Source organism: Sulfitobacter faviae (assembly GCF_029870955.1).
Taxonomy (GTDB): Bacteria; Pseudomonadota; Alphaproteobacteria; order Rhodobacterales; family Rhodobacteraceae; genus Sulfitobacter; species Sulfitobacter faviae.
Genome location: NZ_PGFQ01000001.1, coordinates 1,566,392 through 1,581,966 on the forward strand (window position 1 = coordinate 1,566,392; position 15,575 = coordinate 1,581,966).

At 61.0% G+C, this 15,575-nt stretch carries 15 protein-coding genes and 1 pseudogene; 15 read left to right on the plus strand and 1 reads right to left on the minus strand.

Going from position 1 to position 15,575, the window contains the following annotated elements:
* The first annotated feature begins 13 nt into the window (after nucleotides 1–13).
* From cysQ to CUR85_RS08165, 14 genes and pseudogenes are all read left to right on the plus strand, one after another.
* A complete protein-coding gene (cysQ, locus tag CUR85_RS08100; protein ID WP_067264254.1) occupies nucleotides 14–811 on the plus strand; it encodes a 3'(2'),5'-bisphosphate nucleotidase CysQ in 798 nt (265 codons plus the stop codon).
* Entirely contained in the window at nucleotides 811–1,611 is an 801-nt protein-coding gene (locus CUR85_RS08105; RefSeq protein ID WP_067264251.1) for a 3-deoxy-manno-octulosonate cytidylyltransferase, read from the plus strand. The genes cysQ and CUR85_RS08105 overlap by 1 nt, the downstream gene beginning before the upstream one ends.
* Entirely contained in the window at nucleotides 1,608–2,210 is a 603-nt protein-coding gene (locus CUR85_RS08110) for a glycosyltransferase family 2 protein (RefSeq protein WP_280322582.1), read from the plus strand. The genes CUR85_RS08105 and CUR85_RS08110 overlap by 4 nt, the downstream gene beginning before the upstream one ends.
* Nucleotides 2,129–2,884 (plus strand): glycosyltransferase family 2 protein, encoded by a 756-nt coding sequence (locus CUR85_RS08115; RefSeq protein WP_280322583.1) that lies wholly within the window; start codon nucleotides 2,129–2,131, stop codon nucleotides 2,882–2,884. The genes CUR85_RS08110 and CUR85_RS08115 overlap by 82 nt, the downstream gene beginning before the upstream one ends.
* Before the next feature lie 61 nt (nucleotides 2,885–2,945).
* On the plus strand, nucleotides 2,946–3,839 hold the full coding sequence (galU, locus tag CUR85_RS08120) for a UTP--glucose-1-phosphate uridylyltransferase GalU (RefSeq protein WP_067264244.1): 894 nt from the start codon (nucleotides 2,946–2,948) through the stop codon (nucleotides 3,837–3,839).
* A 17-nt stretch (nucleotides 3,840–3,856) separates the two neighbouring features.
* Nucleotides 3,857–4,840 carry a UDP-glucose 4-epimerase GalE gene (gene galE, locus CUR85_RS08125; protein WP_067264241.1) on the plus strand — a complete coding sequence of 328 codons (984 nt, stop codon included), beginning with the start codon at nucleotides 3,857–3,859 and terminating at the stop codon, nucleotides 4,838–4,840.
* Complete coding sequence (locus CUR85_RS08130; protein WP_280322584.1) at nucleotides 4,833–5,105, plus strand: hypothetical protein; 273 nt, start codon at nucleotides 4,833–4,835, stop codon at nucleotides 5,103–5,105. The genes galE and CUR85_RS08130 overlap by 8 nt, the downstream gene beginning before the upstream one ends.
* Nucleotides 5,096–6,028, plus strand: coding sequence for a glycosyltransferase family 4 protein (locus CUR85_RS08135; protein WP_280322585.1), 933 nt, complete (start codon nucleotides 5,096–5,098; stop codon nucleotides 6,026–6,028). The genes CUR85_RS08130 and CUR85_RS08135 overlap by 10 nt, the downstream gene beginning before the upstream one ends.
* Before the next feature lie 68 nt (nucleotides 6,029–6,096).
* Nucleotides 6,097–7,083, plus strand: coding sequence for a glycosyltransferase family 2 protein (locus CUR85_RS08140; RefSeq protein WP_197470881.1), 987 nt, complete (start codon nucleotides 6,097–6,099; stop codon nucleotides 7,081–7,083).
* Nucleotides 7,080–8,777, plus strand: a complete 1,698-nt coding sequence (locus tag CUR85_RS08145) for a DUF5927 domain-containing protein (protein WP_067264234.1) — start codon at nucleotides 7,080–7,082, stop codon at nucleotides 8,775–8,777. Before CUR85_RS08140 ends, CUR85_RS08145 begins: the two co-directional genes overlap by 4 nt.
* A 3-nt stretch (nucleotides 8,778–8,780) precedes the next feature.
* Nucleotides 8,781–10,208: a nodulation protein NodH gene (locus tag CUR85_RS08150; RefSeq protein ID WP_280322586.1), complete on the plus strand. Its 1,428-nt coding sequence runs from the start codon at nucleotides 8,781–8,783 to the stop codon at nucleotides 10,206–10,208.
* A gap of 168 nt (nucleotides 10,209–10,376) precedes the next feature.
* A complete protein-coding gene (gene yczE / locus CUR85_RS08155) occupies nucleotides 10,377–10,949 on the plus strand; it encodes a membrane protein YczE (RefSeq protein ID WP_280322587.1) in 573 nt (190 codons plus the stop codon).
* 150 nt (nucleotides 10,950–11,099) lie between these two features.
* A pseudogene (locus CUR85_RS08160) lies at nucleotides 11,100–13,288 on the plus strand (NADP-dependent isocitrate dehydrogenase).
* Nucleotides 13,289–13,577: 289 nt separating this feature from the next.
* On the plus strand, nucleotides 13,578–13,847 hold the full coding sequence (locus CUR85_RS08165) for a spike base protein, RCAP_Rcc01079 family (RefSeq protein WP_067264225.1): 270 nt from the start codon (nucleotides 13,578–13,580) through the stop codon (nucleotides 13,845–13,847).
* 121 nt (nucleotides 13,848–13,968) lie between these two features.
* On the opposite strand, the gene CUR85_RS08170 is transcribed toward CUR85_RS08165, so the two are convergent.
* Nucleotides 13,969–14,118 (minus strand): hypothetical protein, encoded by a 150-nt coding sequence (locus CUR85_RS08170; RefSeq protein WP_280322588.1) that lies wholly within the window; start codon nucleotides 14,116–14,118, stop codon nucleotides 13,969–13,971.
* A gap of 45 nt (nucleotides 14,119–14,163) precedes the next feature.
* On the opposite strand from CUR85_RS08170, the gene CUR85_RS08175 reads away from it, so the two are divergent.
* The gene (locus CUR85_RS08175; RefSeq protein ID WP_280322589.1) at nucleotides 14,164–15,288 is read left to right on the plus strand and encodes a hypothetical protein; all 1,125 of its coding nucleotides are present in this window, start codon (nucleotides 14,164–14,166) and stop codon (nucleotides 15,286–15,288) included.
* Nucleotides 15,289–15,575: the final 287 nt, after the last annotated feature.

Sequence of the window (15,575 nt, forward strand, 5' to 3'; positions counted from 1 at the left end):
GGCCGGAGGCAAAATGGATTACGAGAAACTGGTCGCGGAAATGCGGCGGCTGGCATTGGAAGCCGGGGACAAGATCATGGAGATCTACGGTCAGGACGATTTCGAGGTGAAATCGAAATCCGACGACAGCCCCGTCACCGCCGCCGACGAAGCCGCCGATGCGATCATTTCCGAAGGGCTCCGCGCCGCTTTCCCCGATGTGATCTTGGTGACCGAAGAGCAGGCTGCGACCCATTCCGCCAAGGGCGATACCTTTCTCATCGTCGATCCGCTGGATGGCACCAAGGAGTTCGTCCACCGACGCGGGGATTTCACGGTGAACATCGCGCTGGTCGAGGGCGGCGTGCCGACGCGCGGCGTGGTCTATGCCCCCGCCAAAGCCCGGATGTTCTTTACCCAAGCCGACGGCCAGTCGGTCGAGGAGGCCGGCGCATTCGAAAAGGGGCAGGTGAGTGAGACCAAGGCGATCTCGGTCTCTAACCCCGACAATGCGGCCCTGATGGTCGTCGCCTCCAAATCCCACCGCGATCAGGCGACCGATGATTACATCGGCAAGTACGCCGTGCGGGACATGACCTCGGCGGGGTCGTCGCTGAAATTCTGTCTCGTCGCGACCGGAGAGGCCGATCTCTACCCGCGTTTGGGCCGCACGATGGAGTGGGACACCGCCGCGGGCCATGCGGTGCTGAACGGGGCAGGCGGCTCGGTGGTGCGCTTTGACGATCTCACGCCCCTGACCTACGGCAAGGAAGACTTCGCCAACCCTTTCTTCATCGCCCATGCCCCGGGCGTTGAGTTGAAGGCGGGCTGATGTCTGTCCTGATCGTCATCCCCGCCCGCTATGCCTCCACCCGCTACCCCGGCAAGCCGCTGGTGGCGCTCACCGGGGTGTCGGGCCAGAAACAGACCCTGATCGAACGCAGTTGGCGGGCCGCCAGCGCGGTGTCGGGCGTCGACCGCGTGGTGGTGGCCACCGACGACGACCGCATTCGGGAGGCTGCCGAAGGTTTCGGCGCCGAGGTCGTGATGACCTCGGAAAGCTGCGCCAATGGCACCGAACGCTGTGCCGAGGCCCATGCCGCATTGGGCGGGGGCTATGACATCGTGGTGAACCTGCAAGGTGACGCCCCGCTGACGCCGCATTGGTTTGTCGAAGGGCTGGTGCAGGGGTTGAAAGACAACCCCGAGGCCGAGATCGCCACCCCGGTTCTGCGCTGTGACGGGGCCACGTTGAACAGTCTTCTGGCCGACCGTAAGGCGGGGCGCGTGGGCGGCACCACAGCGGTTTTCGGCGCCGACAATCAGGCGCTCTACTTCTCGAAAGAGGTCGTTCCCTATACCGGAATGCCCTACGCAGAGACGGATATGACCCCGGTCTTCCACCACGTCGGCGTCTATGCCTACCGGCCCGATGCGCTGGCCCAATATCCAAGCTGGCCCGTCGGCCCCTTGGAGCAGTTGGAAGGGTTGGAGCAGTTGCGTTTCCTTGAAAATGGCCGCGCCGTGTTCTGTGCGGAGGTCGAGGCCAAGGGGCGCGAGTTCTGGGAATTGAACAACCCCGAAGACGTGCCAAAGCTCGAAGCCATGATGGCGAAAATGGGTCTGGAATGACCGCCACCCCCGTCAGTGCCACGCTTGAAAGCGGCGTGCCTGTCAGCATCGTGATCGTCAGCCGGAAGCGGCCCGAAGCATTGCGGCGCTGCCTGACGGGGGTGGAACAGCTTCAATATACCACTTTCGAAGTCATCATCGTGGCCGATCCCGCCGGAATTGCCGTGGCCCGCGCCATGCATTTCGCCGGGGCGCTGAAACTGGTCCCTTTCGACAGGCCGAATATCTCTGCCGCGCGCAACCTTGGGATTGCCGAGGCCGCGGGGGACGTCGTGGCCTTTATCGACGATGATGCGGTGCCCGAGCCGCAATGGCTGCGCCACCTGCTGGAGCCTGCGCAACAACCCGAGGTCGCGTCGATGACCGGCTTCGTCCGAGGGCGAAACGGCATCTCTTTCCAATATCGCGCGCGTCGGTTGAGTGGTTTCGGAGAGCCGGAAACGCTCAATGTCGACCCTGAAACCCCAAGCATCCTGCACCCTCCGCCCGGGGGGCAATCAAGACCGAAGGCACTAATATGGCCTTTCGGCGCGATGTCTTGGTGGAAATGGGCGGCTTTGACCCGGCCTTTCATTACTATCTTGATGAGACCGATCTGAACATGCGGCTGGCGCGGGCGGGCCATGCCACGGCAATCGTGCCATTGGCCGAAGTCCATCACGGTTTCGCCGCCAACGCCATGCGAAGCGCCAACCGCGTGCCGCGCGATCTTTTCGATATCGGGGCGAGCTGGGCTGTGTTTCATCGCAAACATCTGCCTGCGCAGGACCGTGCCGCCCATTGGGCGCATCTGCGCGCCCAACAGCGCCACCGTCTGCTGCGCCATCTGGTAAGCGGCGGGTTGGAACCGCGTGATGTGCCAAGGCTGCTGCGAAGGTTAGATGACGGCCACGCCGAAGGGGCGAAACGCCCTATCGCCACCGTCACCCTGCCTGAGAAGGCCAACAGCGCTTTCCGTCCTTTTCCGGCCCGCGCCCGGCGCAGCGTGGCCATGTTCACCCGGCCTATTAAACTGGCGCAAGACCGGGCAAAGGCTGCAAAACGGGCATTATCGGGTGAGATCGTGACCCTGATCAACCTTTCGCCGACCGCGCTTTATCATCGCGTTGCCTTTGATCCGACCCACGCTATTTGGCTGCAAACAGGTGGAATATACGGAAAGTCCACACGGGATGACGCGGTTTTCCGCTTAACTCGGCGCCTCGACAGGCTGCAAAGGGAAGTTAAGCGAGTTGCCAGACAGCGCGGTTTCGGCGATGATCATCGCCGGTAGAAAGACGCAGGTAAATTGACCGCGGCGTTCTGTATATTTCGAATAAGTTGTAAGGATTAAAATGCGCAAGAAGGTTACAAAAGCGATTTTTCCCGTTGCAGGCATGGGGACACGCTTTCTGCCCGCCACCAAATCGGTGCCGAAAGAGATTATGACCCTCGTCGACCGGCCTTTGGTTCAATATGCAATTGATGAGGCGCGCGCCGCCGGGATCAAAGAGTTCATCTTCGTGACCTCGCGCGGCAAAGGCGCGCTGGAAGATTACTTCGACCACGCGCCGCAGCTTGAGCAGGAATTGCGCAAAAAGGGCAAGACCGAGCTTCTTGAGACGCTGCAAAGCACGAATATGGACAGTGGCGCAATCGCCTATATCCGCCAGCACAAGGCGCTGGGCTTGGGCCATGCAGTCTGGTGCGCGCGCCGTTTGATCGGCAATGAGCCCTTTGCCGTTATGCTGCCGGATGACGTGATCGCGGCGGAAAAACCTTGTCTACAACAGATGGTCGAGGCCTATGAGGAAACCGGCGGCAGCATGGTCGCTGCGATGGAGGTGGAGCCTTCCCGCACATCCTCTTACGGCATTCTCGATACCAGCGAAGAGCGCGGTGATCTGGTGAAGGTCAATGGCATGGTTGAGAAGCCTGCCGTCGACGAAGCACCGTCGAACCTCGCAGTGATCGGGCGCTATATTCTGGCGCCGACCGTTTTGAAGAACCTGAACAAGCTGAAATCCGGCTCGGGCGGTGAAATTCAATTGACCGATGCGATCGCGCAAGAGATCGAGCAAGACCGCGATGTCTATGGCTTCCGTTTCCGCGGTCAGCGGTTCGACTGCGGCTCTAAAGCGGGTTTCCTTCAGGCGACCGTGGCCTTTGGTCTTGCCCGTGAAGAATTGCGCGACGACCTTTCGGCTTATCTGCAAAGCATCTCGCAAGTCGACCGCGCGGCGCAGTAGTACTGGGAAAACGCGGAATGGAAAAGGTATTGGTAACCGGCGGGGCGGGCTACATCGGCTCGCACGCTTGTAAGGCTTTGAACGCGGCGGGGTTCATTCCCGTTACGTTCGACAATCTCGTAACGGGCTGGCGCGATGCGGTGAAATTCGGCCCTTTTGAGGAAGGGGATTTGTTGGACCGCACACGGCTGGATGAGGTCTTTGCAAAACATCAGCCGATCGCGGTGATGCATTTCGCCGCTTTAAGCCAAGTGGGAGAGAGCATGGCCGAGCCGGGTCTCTATTGGCGCAACAATGTCAATGGCTCCCTGACTTTGATTGAGGCAGCTGCCGCGGCAAACTGCAAGCAGTTCGTCTTTTCGTCGACTTGTGCGACCTATGGGGATCAAGATAACGTCGTATTAGATGAGAACAGCGCTCAGTATCCGATCAACGCTTATGGCGCGTCGAAACGCGCGATTGAGGATATTCTGCGTGATTTTGAAGCCGCCCATGGCTTGCAATATGTTATTTTCCGCTATTTCAACGTGGCCGGGGCGGATCCCGAAGGTGAGGTGGGCGAGTTCCATCAGCCGGAAACACATCTAATCCCGCTGATGCTTGATGCGATTGCCGGCAAACGCGCGGCATTGACCGTGTTTGGGGACGACTATGACACGCCTGACGGCACCTGCATTCGTGACTATGTACATGTCTGCGATCTGGTTGATGCCCATGTTTTAGGTCTGAAATGGCTTCAGCGTGATAAGGGCAGCCGGGTGTTCAACCTCGGCACCGGCAGGGGGTTTTCGGTACGCGAAGTACTTGACCACAGCCGCGCTGTGACCAATCAAACGGTGCCGCACGAGATCGGTGCGCGCCGTCTTGGGGATTGTACCAAGCTCGTGTCAGGCTCATCGCGCGCGATCGAGGAATTGGGATGGACCCCCAAACGCTCAACTTTAGATAAGATGATCGCCGATGCCTGGAGATGGCACCAGACCGGCCACTACGATGGCTAATACCCACGCGCGGCTGTTGGACCTGACGCGCAGTTTGCGTCGGGTTGGGCGGGGCGCGACGGGGGTGGATCGGGTCGAACTGGCCTATCTCTCACATCTTTTGACAGAGGACGCGCCGCTTTTTGGAGTGGCGCGCACCGCTTTGGGCTATGTCCTGCTGGACCGCGATGGGATGCGGGGCTTTCAGGATCGGGTTGCGGGCCGCGTTCCTTGGGGCGGGCGGATCTGCTTTCGCGCCTGCCGCGGGGGCGTGCCGTGGCGCTGAGCCGGGCGGAAAGCGACTTGCGGCGTTTGGCGGTCGCGCGCTGCGTTCCGGCCGGGTTGCCCGCGATGCTTGCCCGGCATCTGCCGCCGGAATTTGCCTATCTGAATGTCGGGCACAGCAATCTGACGGACCGGGTTCTGGGCGCCGTGAAACAGGCGCGGGGGCGAAGTGCCGTTCTCATCCACGACGTGATCCCATTGGAATATCCCGCCTACCAACGCCTCGGCTCCGTTGCGCCGTTTCGGGCCAAGATCGACCGGGTGAGCGCGCAGGCTGATCTCGTGATTTACAACTCGCAAGACACGCGTCAGCGCAGCGAGGCGCAGATGCGCGGGCGGGTTCCGCCTGCCGTCGTCGCGCATCTGGGCGTCGATCTGCCCGCGCCCGATGCTGGTGAGCTGCCTGCGGGGCTTCCGCCAAAGCGTCCCTATTTCGTCGTTGTCGGTACGATCGAGCCGCGCAAGAACCACGGGTTTTTGCTGGACCTTTGGCAAAAGATGGGGCCTGATGCGCCGCTCTTGCTGATCTGCGGGGCGCGGGGGTGGAACAATAGCGCGGTTTTCGACCGGCTCGACTGGCTGCCGCAGAACGGCCCCGTGCAAGAGCTCGCGAACCTTAATGACAAAGGATTGGCGGCCTTGGTGCAGGGGGCGGCGGGGATGCTTTTCCCCAGCCATGCAGAGGGGTTTGGCCTGCCCCCGGCAGAGGCGCTGAGCCTTGGAACGCGTGTTTTATGCAACGATTTACCGGTCTTGCATGAGGTCTTGGGCGACAAAGCCGTTTACGCGCCCCTGAGCGAACCCTATTCATGGATCAGAACAATCGAAGAATGGGCCGCATCTGTGCCAGACCCGCGCCCAGCGACGACTTTTATCGCGCCAACATGGGCCGAACACTTCAAGACCGTGTTAAAGTCGACGTGATAGCGCGGTAGAGGGGCGGTCAGACGCGATAGGTAAGGGGCGGTTTGGGCTTAATTCAGTCATATCGGTTGCGGCTGCAACGCAAGCGCTGGCGCATCCGCGCCTTCCGCAAGCGGCGCGAGTTGACCCCTGTGGCGAACCGGACCGCGCAGATCACAGCCGATGATATTCTGCTGTTCTGCACGCAGCGCAACGAAGCGATCCGGCTGCCCTATTTCCTGAAATACTACCGCGAGATGGGCGTCGGGCATTTCTTCTTTGTCGATAATGACAGCGACGATGGCGCGCTCGACTATCTGGCCAAGCAACCCGATGTCTCGGTCTGGAGCGCCAAGGCCAGCTACAAACGCGCCCGCTTTGGGGTGGATTGGCTGAACTGGTTGCAAATGAAATACGCCCATGGCCATTGGGCGCTGACGGTCGATCCGGATGAGTTTTTGGTCTACCCCTTTTGTGACACGCGCCCCCTGCGGGCGCTGACCGATTGGCTCGATGCCTCTTCGATCAAGAGCTTTTCGGCGATGCTGCTGGATATGTATCCCAAGGGGCGGCTTGACGAGGAACCCTATCAGGCGGGGCAAAATCCGATTGAGATCGCCGCATGGTTCGACAGTGGCAACTACACCATTTCCCGCAATCGGCGGTTTGGGAATCTCTGGATACAGGGCGGGCCACGGGCGCGGGTGTTTTTTCCCGACGCGCCTGCCAATGCGCCCGCGCTGAACAAGGTGCCGCTGGTCAAATGGGATCGGCGCTATGCCTATGTCAGCTCGACCCATATGCTGCTGCCGCGTGGGCTTAATCAGGTCTATGACGAATGGGGCGGAGAGAAAGCCTCGGGCGTCCTCTTGCACGCCAAATTCCTCGACACCTTCGGGGCCAAGGCGGCGGAGGAGTTGCAGCGTAGCGAGCATTACGCGGCTTCTGTCGAATACAAAGCCTATGCCGCACAGCTGAAAGACGACCCGCAGCTTTGGTGCAAATGGTCGGAACGCTACATCAATTGGCGACAGCTTGAGATCCTCGGCCTCATGTCCAAGGGGAACTGGGCATGAGCGTCGGGATCGTCATGTTAGTGCACAACGCTTTTGACCGGGCCGAGCAGGTCGCGCGGCATTGGGCGGCGGCGGGCTGTCCGGTGGTGATCCATATCGACAAGGCGGTGCCCCGGCGGGCGCATGATGCCTTTGTGGCGGCGCTGTCGGATCTCAAGGATGTCTGCTTTAGCCCGCGCAAACGTTGCGAATGGGGCACCTGGGGAATCGTTGCCGCCTCGCAAGGCGCGGCGGAATTGATGCTCTCGCGCTTTCCCAAGGTGCGCCATGTCTATCTGGCCTCCGGCTCTTGCCTGCCGCTGCGCCCGGTGCAGGAGTTGATCGACTATCTTGAGGACCGTCCCCAGACTGATTTCATCGAAAGTGCCACCACGGCAGATGTGCCTTGGACCGTGGGCGGGCTGGATGCAGAGCGGTTTACCCTGCGTTTCCCCTTCTCTTGGCGGCGCAATCGCTATCTGTTTGACCGCGCGGTCGAGGTGCAGCGCCTGCTGCGGTTGAAACGCCGGATGCCGCGCGGGGTCGTGCCGCATATGGGCTCGCAATGGTGGTGCCTGACCCGGCGCACCCTATCGGCGATCTTGCAAGACCCCGACCGGCCGACCTACGACAAGTTCTTTCGCCATGTTTGGATCCCGGACGAAAGCTATTTCCAGACCCTTGCACGGCTCTATTCCAGCAAGATCGAAAGCCGGTCGCTGACCCTGTCGAAGTTCGATTTTCAGGGCAAGCCGCATATCTTTTACGACGATCACCTCCAGCTTTTGCGCCGCTCGGATTGTTTCGTGGCACGCAAGATTTGGCCCCATGCCGACAGGCTCTATGATGCCTTTCTGACCGACCCTGCCGGTGCGATGAAAAAGACCGAGCCGAACCCCGGCAAGATCGACCGCATCTTTGCCAAGGCGGTGGAGCGGCGCACCCGGGGTCGCGCGGGGCTTTATATGCAAAGCCGTTTTCCCAACGAAGATTGGGAGAATGGCGTCACCGCCGCGCCCTATTCGATGTTTCAGGGCTTTACCGAGATTTTCGAGGATTTCGAACATTGGCTCAGCCGGGCCAGCGGGGCGCGCGTGCATGGGCATCTCTTTGCGCCCGACCGGGTGCATTTCGCGGGCGGGGAAACCGCGCTGAACGGTGCCTTGTCGGACAATCCGGTGCTGCGCGATCACAATGCCAGTGCCTTTCTGACCAATCTGATCTGGAACACCCGGGGCGAGCGTCAGTGCTTTCAGTTCGGCCCGATGGACAATCAAGACATCAACTGGCGTGTGGCCAAGGACCCGAACGCGCATATTTCGGTGATCACCGGCGCTTGGGCGGTGCCGCTGTTCCGCTCGAACCTTGATTTCGCCGATATCCGCCGTCTGGCCGCCAAGCTGCAAAAGACGGAAAGCACGCATTTGGATGTGCTGAATTCACCCTACACCAAGGCGCGTGTGCGGGTCTGGACCATGGCCGATTTCATCGAAGCGCCGATGGAGCCTTTGCAAGATATCCTTGACGAAATTGGCCGCCCCCGTCTGCGCCGCCTGTCAGAGGCGCCGCGCATGGTTGATCTGAACGGCTTCGGCCAGTTCCTCCAGAACCTCAAGAACCAAGGCATGCACCCCTATCTGGTCGGCGATTTTTCGGTCGCCCAAGGGGGCAGCGCCGATGCCAAACCTTCCCCCAAACCCTATCTGGTGAAATAACCCATGCGCGACAAATTCGACAGTTTCGTGGTCTTCGCCGAGATGCGGACCGGGTCCAACTTCATAGAGGCGAACCTGAACGCCTTTGCCGGGATCGCCTGTCATGGGGAGGCGTTTAACCCTTTCTTCATGGGGTATCCCAAAAGCGAGCCCATCCTAGGCGTCGATCAGGTCACGCGGGACGAAAACCCCACAAAGCTGCTGGCGGCGATTAGGGGACAGCAGAATGCTTTGGGCGGTTTCCGCTATTTCCACGACCACGATCCGCGTGTTTTCGATGAGATCGTCGAGGATCAGCGCTGCGCCAAGATCGTGCTCACGCGCAACCCGGTCGACAGCTATGTCAGTTGGAAGATCGCGCAGGCCACGGGGCAGTGGAAACTGACCGATATGAAGGCGCAGAAGGTGGCGCAGGCCGTTTTCGATGCAGATGAGTTCAGTGCCCATTTGGATGCCCTTCAGCAGTTCCAGATCACGCTGCTGAACCGTTTGCAAACCTCCGGCCAAACGGCATTTTACGTGGCTTACGAAGACCTGCAAAGCGTTGAGGTGATGAACGGGCTTGCGCGCTATCTTGGCGTGGATGAGCAGTTGGAGGGGCTGGACAAGAACCTTAAGAAACAGAACCCCAGCCCGATATCGGCCAAGGTCAGCAACTATGACGAGATGCTGGAGGCGCTGGCGCGGCTCGATCGTTTCGATCTGACCCGCACCCCCAATTTTGAGCCACGGCGCGGGCCGAATGTGCCCTCTTATGTGGCAGCGGCGACCAGCGGCTTGATCTATCTGCCGATTAAATCCGGCCCGCAGGATCAGGTGCTGGACTGGCTCGCCGCCCTCGATGGCGTTCCGCGTGAGGCGCTGCGCGATAAGATGTCGCAAAAAGAGCTGCGGCAGTGGAAACGCAAAATGCGCGGGCATCGCGGCTTTACCGTGCTGCGCCATCCCGCCCTGCGCGCGCATGACGCCTTTTGCCGCCATATCCTGACCACGGGGGAGGGCAGTTACCGCCAGCTGCGCAACACGCTGATGCGGCGCTACAAGGTGCCGCTGCCCAAGGATGGCCCCGACGCCGAATATGACCGCGAGGCGCATCGCGCAGCCTTTGTCGCCTTCCTAAAGTTTCTCAAAGGCAATCTGGCCGGGCAAACCTCGATCCGGGTGGATGCTGCATGGTGTTCTCAGGCCCAAGCCATTGCGGGGTTCGGGGCGTTCTGCCTGCCCGACCGCATCCTCCGCGAAGAGGAGTTGGCCAGCGAACTCCCCGCCTTGGCCGCGGGGCAAGGCCATGCCACCGTCCCCGCCGTACCCCAGATGGTGGAGCCCGGGCCCTTCACGCTCGGCGATATCTATGACGATGAGATTGAGGCCCTGACGGCGGAAGCCTATCAGAAGGATTATATGACCTTCGGCTTTTCGCGCTGGCGGTGAGGGGCGCAGGCTAGATTGACCTTGCCGGTTCTGACGTAAACTGGAACAACAGGGCATCTTGAGCATCCCGCCAAAGGTCGCGCCGTGAGTTTCCTGTCTGTCACCTCTGTTCCCCGGCTGCGGTGGAGTTCGCCCAAAGCCTTCACACTCAGACCACCATTGGCCTCAATGGTGTTTCTGGTTCTGGGATTGGTGATGTTTGGCTTGGGGGAGGCGCTTTTGGTCACGGCGGGCGTCGGCGTCAGCCCTTGGACCGTCTTCGCCGAAGGGGTGACCCGCATCACGGGGTGGAGCCTCGGCTTTGCGACCTTCCTGATCAGCGCCGTGGTTCTTTTGCTCTGGATCCCGCTGATGCAGACGCCCGGTATCGGCACCATTCTGAACGCGGTGATCGTGGCGCTGGTGCTGGAATATGCGCTGCCAATCCTGCCCCACTTCGACAGCTATCTGGCGAATGCCGTGCTGGCGCTGACCGGCGTCTTTGTGACCGGCTTTGGCGGTGCGATCTATCTTGTGGCAAACCTTGGCCCCGGACCACGGGACGGGTTGATGACGGGGCTGCAACGGGTCACGGGCAAACCCATCGCGCTGGTCCGCATGAGCATCGAATTGTCCGTCGTCGCCATCGGCTGGGCCTTGGGCGGCACCCTGGGCCTCGGCACGCTGCTTTTCGCGGTGGGGATCGGCCCGGCCATGGCGATTGGGATGCAGATTCTGCAACTGCGCAGCGTGGCCCGCTAGGCGGCAGCGCGCAGGCAGCGCTAGGTGACCCGTGCAAAAGGCTGAAATCCGCTTTTTCCTGAAACGACCCCACCGCATACTGCGGTATACCGTCGACCTTCGCCGCCTCTTCCGCTATCAGAGCAGCAAATGCAGCAATTTGGAGCAATCATGTCCGATATCATCTACACCAAAGTTGACGAAGCGCCGGAGCTGGCCTCTGCCTCGCTGTTGCCAATCATCAAGAAGTTCGCCGAAGCCGCCGGTGTGAGCGTCGGCACGAAAGACATCAGCCTCGCGGGCCGTATCCTCGCGACTTTCCCTGAGCATCTGAGCGAAGACCAGCGCCAGTCCGACGATCTGGCGGAATTGGGCCGTCTGGTGAAGACGCCCGAGGCCAATGTCATCAAGCTGCCGAACATCTCTGCCTCGGTGCCGCAGCTGGTCGCCGCGATCAAAGAGCTTCAGGCCCAAGGCTATGCGCTGCCCGACTATCCCGAAGAGCCGAGCACAGACGAAGAAAAAGCCGTGCGTGCCAAATATGACGGCATCAAAGGCTCCGCCGTGAACCCGGTTCTGCGCGAAGGCAACTCCGACCGCCGCGCGGCCAAAGCCGTGAAGAGTTTTGCCCAGTCCAACCCGCACCGCATGGGGGACTGGACCGCCGACAGCAAGACGCATGTCTCGTCCATGTCGGGCAATGATTTCTTCTCCAACGAAGTTTCGGCCACGCTTGATGCCGCGACTGGCGCCAAGATTGTGCTGGAAACCGCGGACGGGGAAAAGGTGCTGAAAGAGGGGCTTGAATATCCCGCCGGCACCGTGGTCGACGCGACCTTCATGAGCGCGGCCGCGCTGAAGGACTTCCTCAACACCCAGATCGAGAAGACCAAAGAAGACGGCATTCTCTTCTCGCTGCACCTCAAGGCCACGATGATGAAGGTCTCCGACCCGATCCTCTTTGGTCACGCGGTCAAAACCTACCTTGCGCCGGTGTTTGAAAAGCATGGCGCGAAGCTCAAAGATCTGGGCGTGAACCCCAACTCCGGTCTCGGCGATCTGCTGGAGCGCGTGAAGGGCGAGAGCGAGATCATGGCCGACATCGACGCCTGCATGGAAGAGCGTCCGCCGATGTATATGGTCGATTCCGACAAGGGCATCACCAACCTGCATGTCTCTTCCGACGTGATCATCGACGCCTCGATGCCCGCGCTCATCCGCGCTGGCGGCAAGGGCTGGGGCCCGGACGGCAAAGAGCATGACGCCAACTGCGTGATCCCCGACAGCTCCTATGCGCCGGTCTATGACGAGGCGATCAACTTCTTCAAAAAGAACGGCAAGCTCGACCCGGCCACCGCAGGCACGGTGCAGAACATCGGCCTGATGGCGCAGAAGGCCGAGGAATACGGCTCCCACCCGACCACGTTTGAGCTGGCCGAAGCGGGCACCGTGAAGATGATCCTCGACGACGGCACCGTGCTGCACCAGCACAAGGTCGACGCCGGTGACATCTGGCGCTCTTCCTCCGCGCGCAAGGCGCCGATCGAGGATTGGGTGAACCTCGCCATCTCGCGCCAGAAGGCCGAGGGCTGCCGCGCGATCTTCTGGCTGGACGCAAACCGCGCCCATGACGCCGAGCTGATCTCCTATGTGAAGCCCATCCTTGAGGCACAGGGCGTGGCCGACAAGTTCGAGATCATGGCCCCCGCGAAGCCACCCGCGCCTCGCTTGAGACCATCACCAAGGGCGAGAACACCATCGCGATCACCGGCAACGTGCTGCGCGACTACCTGACCGACCTCTTCCCGATCTTGGAGCTGGCGACCTCGGCCAAGATGCTGTCCATCGTGAAGCTTATGAACGGCGGCGGCTTGTTCGAGACCGGCGCGGGCGGCTCTGCCCCCAAACACGTTCAGCAGTTGATGGAGCAGAACCACCTGCGGTGGGACAGCCTTGGCGAATTCTGCGCCCTTGGCGAGAGCCTGAAGTTCCTCGCCGATGCCCGCGGCAACGAGAAGGCGCGCGTGCTGGGCGATGCCGTGGAAACCGCGACGCAGGGCATCCTCGATCACGGTCGTTCCCCTTCGCGCAAGGTGGGTGAGCCCGACAACCGCGACAGCCACTATTGGTTCGCGCGCTACTGGGCCGAAGCCGTCGCCGCGCAGAGCGATGACGCGGAGCTCGCCGCAGAGTTCGCGCCCATCGCCAAGGAACTGGCTGCCAAAGAAGCCGACATCCTGTCCGAGCTTGCCGCGGCCCAAGGCACGGCTGTCGATCTGGGCGGCTACTACCACACCGACGCGGAGAAAACCGCCCGCGTGATGCGCCCCTCTGAGACGCTGAACGGCATCATCGGGTAACTCGCCTGATATAAAAATCGCCGCGTCGCTGGTTAAGCGGCGCGGCGGATTATCATTTTAAGACTTGGCAGCGGCGCAGACGCTTTGCGGGCGCCTACCAAATTCCTCGGACATCGTGTAACCACGGGTATTCTCCTTTGAGTCTTCGAAGAGAATAGCTAATTTACGCCAAGCGTTCTCGCTATTCGTACGCCAAACCTCGTTTCCATTCTCGATACGTTCGCTGCTTTAGGACTTGGTTCATCCGCCCCTCTAATGCTGAGAACCTCAGTTCTCAAAGGAGGCCGCGATGCCCATTCTCGATATCTTCGAAGATCACCACAACGGATTAACCGGCCCTATCTGCGGCGGCTTCGACGTGACGCCCAGTGATGCGGCAGACCTTCCTCAGATGACCCGCGGGGTGATGGTCGCTTCTGCTGGCGATCTGGCAGTGGTGCTGAAAAGCGGGGACGCGGTCACCCTGCCCGCCCTGTCGCCCGGCGTGCTCTACCCGATCCGCATCGCAAGGGTGCTGGCGACGGGAACCACGGCCACAGGCATCAAGGGGTTGGTTTAATGCTGGGCGTCGGAATGCACCCCTTCGCGGCATACCGTAGCCGGGTACCTATCGCTTTTCCGGCGGGGTTCAGTTGGGATCGGGTACGCTTTGATATTGGTATCGAACAGATTGGCGGGGCCTATCGTGCGGCGGTTGAACCACGCGATCTGGTCGACCCGGCGATCTGGACCGGCGCAGCGATCCATGTGGATGGCGTGGGGGTGATGACAGCAACAGTGGCCTTGGCGGGCAGGACGGTGATTTCACCAATGCCAAGCGGACGATCCATGCAGCATTCACCGAGGGCAACGCAACGGGTGCGGCCTATCGCGTATTGGTCAAGCCCGGCGATTACGCCGAGGCGGCCTTCACCCGCAACGGCAGTGACGAGCCGAACCAGCACGTTGCCGTGATCGGATGGGGTGGGCCGCTGCGCTATCGTTCGGGGCCGTTCGATGTGACATGGAGCGATGGGGGCGGGACGTTCACGGCGAATGAAAGCTCGGTCCGGCGGGTGTTTCGCAGCGATATGCTGACCCCGGAGGAGCTCTATACCGAGTTGAGCGAAGCCCCGGATGTGGCCAGTTGCGCCGCGACGGTCAACACTTGGGTTCATGACGGGGCATTGCTGCATGTGAATATCGGCAGCGCGCCGGGGGCGCGAGATATTGCGGTGATCCGGTCCTTTCACGGAGCGCGGTTTCTGACGCATGACAAAGATTTCTATCTTGAGAACGTCCATTGTGAGGGCGGGATTACCGGGGCGCTGCATTTCGATGCCGTTGCCACGCGCAATATCGTCGGGGTGAACTGCACATTCCGCTATTCGGCACCCTCGAATCCCACGGCCTTGCAGGATGCCGCGCGGGTGCGGCGCACGAATGGACTGGTCGCGTTTTTCGATTGCGATGCCTCGGGCGGGGCGAAGGACGGTTGGTCTTTCCATGAGGACGGCACGCCGGGGATGCATGTTTTGTTGCTGGGCTGTTCCGGTTGGCGCAATGGGTTCAGCACGGCGACATCCTGCAATGGGTTCACCACGCATGACGGGGTGCGGGCGATCCTATTGGGCGGCGATTTTGGCCTGTCGCGTAATGGCACCGAAGTGCATGTAATCCAATCGACCGAGACTTGGGCCGCCGGTTGCCATGCCGTGGCGCGGGACGTGGATGGCTCATCCGTCGCGTTCAAATGTTCGAATGATGCGCTGATGTGGTTGCAAGACTGTTCGGGCGATGCTGCGGGGCAGACGGAGAACTATGCCTTACAGGCCAATGCAGGCACTGTTTTCACCCGGGGCTTTTCAGCTCTGGCGGGGGCGTGGAGGTCAGCTCGGGTGGCTCTGTTACGCCATTTTGAGAAAGCCGTTCGGCCAGTTCCTTCCAGTCTGGCACGGCCTCGGGCCTGCGCTCCCAAGTTTCGCAGCGTTCGAAGGCATGCGGGCTGTTGTAGCCGATGATCGAAGGAATGCTCGGGTGGCAGAGCCGGTCGGGCCCGAGGGTGGGCAGCCCATGGTGCCGATAGAGCAGGATGCGATTAGAGTTGGTCGTTTGATAGGCGACCCCCGGTTCGTCGCGGTAGGGGGCGAGACCAATATCGGCATGGGCGATATGGGCGAGCGTGGTGTCGAAACTCTGTTCGCCGTGCCAAGTGATGTTAGGCCGCTTGGGTGGCGTTTCTCGTAAGCGGCCAAGGACATGAATTTGCCAGTGAGGGCGCGCGTCGGCCAGCTGGGTAAGGGCAGGA

Coding starts and splice junctions, on each gene's coding strand:
- galU (WP_067264244.1), top strand. CDS start 2,946: ATGCGCAAGAAGGTTACAAAAGCGATTTTTCCCGTTGCAGGCATGGGG.
- galE (WP_067264241.1), top strand. CDS start 3,857: ATGGAAAAGGTATTGGTAACCGGCGGGGCGGGCTACATCGGCTCGCAC.
- CUR85_RS08105 (WP_067264251.1), top strand. CDS start 811: ATGTCTGTCCTGATCGTCATCCCCGCCCGCTATGCCTCCACCCGCTAC.
- CUR85_RS08110 (WP_280322582.1), top strand. CDS start 1,608: ATGACCGCCACCCCCGTCAGTGCCACGCTTGAAAGCGGCGTGCCTGTC.
- CUR85_RS08150 (WP_280322586.1), top strand. CDS start 8,781: ATGCGCGACAAATTCGACAGTTTCGTGGTCTTCGCCGAGATGCGGACC.
- CUR85_RS08170 (WP_280322588.1), bottom strand. CDS start 14,118: ATGGATCGTCCGCTTGGCATTGGTGAAATCACCGTCCTGCCCGCCAAG.
- CUR85_RS08115 (WP_280322583.1), top strand. CDS start 2,129: ATGGCCTTTCGGCGCGATGTCTTGGTGGAAATGGGCGGCTTTGACCCG.
- CUR85_RS08130 (WP_280322584.1), top strand. CDS start 4,833: ATGGCTAATACCCACGCGCGGCTGTTGGACCTGACGCGCAGTTTGCGT.
- CUR85_RS08145 (WP_067264234.1), top strand. CDS start 7,080: ATGAGCGTCGGGATCGTCATGTTAGTGCACAACGCTTTTGACCGGGCC.
- cysQ (WP_067264254.1), top strand. CDS start 14: ATGGATTACGAGAAACTGGTCGCGGAAATGCGGCGGCTGGCATTGGAA.
- yczE (WP_280322587.1), top strand. CDS start 10,377: ATGGTGTTTCTGGTTCTGGGATTGGTGATGTTTGGCTTGGGGGAGGCG.
- CUR85_RS08165 (WP_067264225.1), top strand. CDS start 13,578: ATGCCCATTCTCGATATCTTCGAAGATCACCACAACGGATTAACCGGC.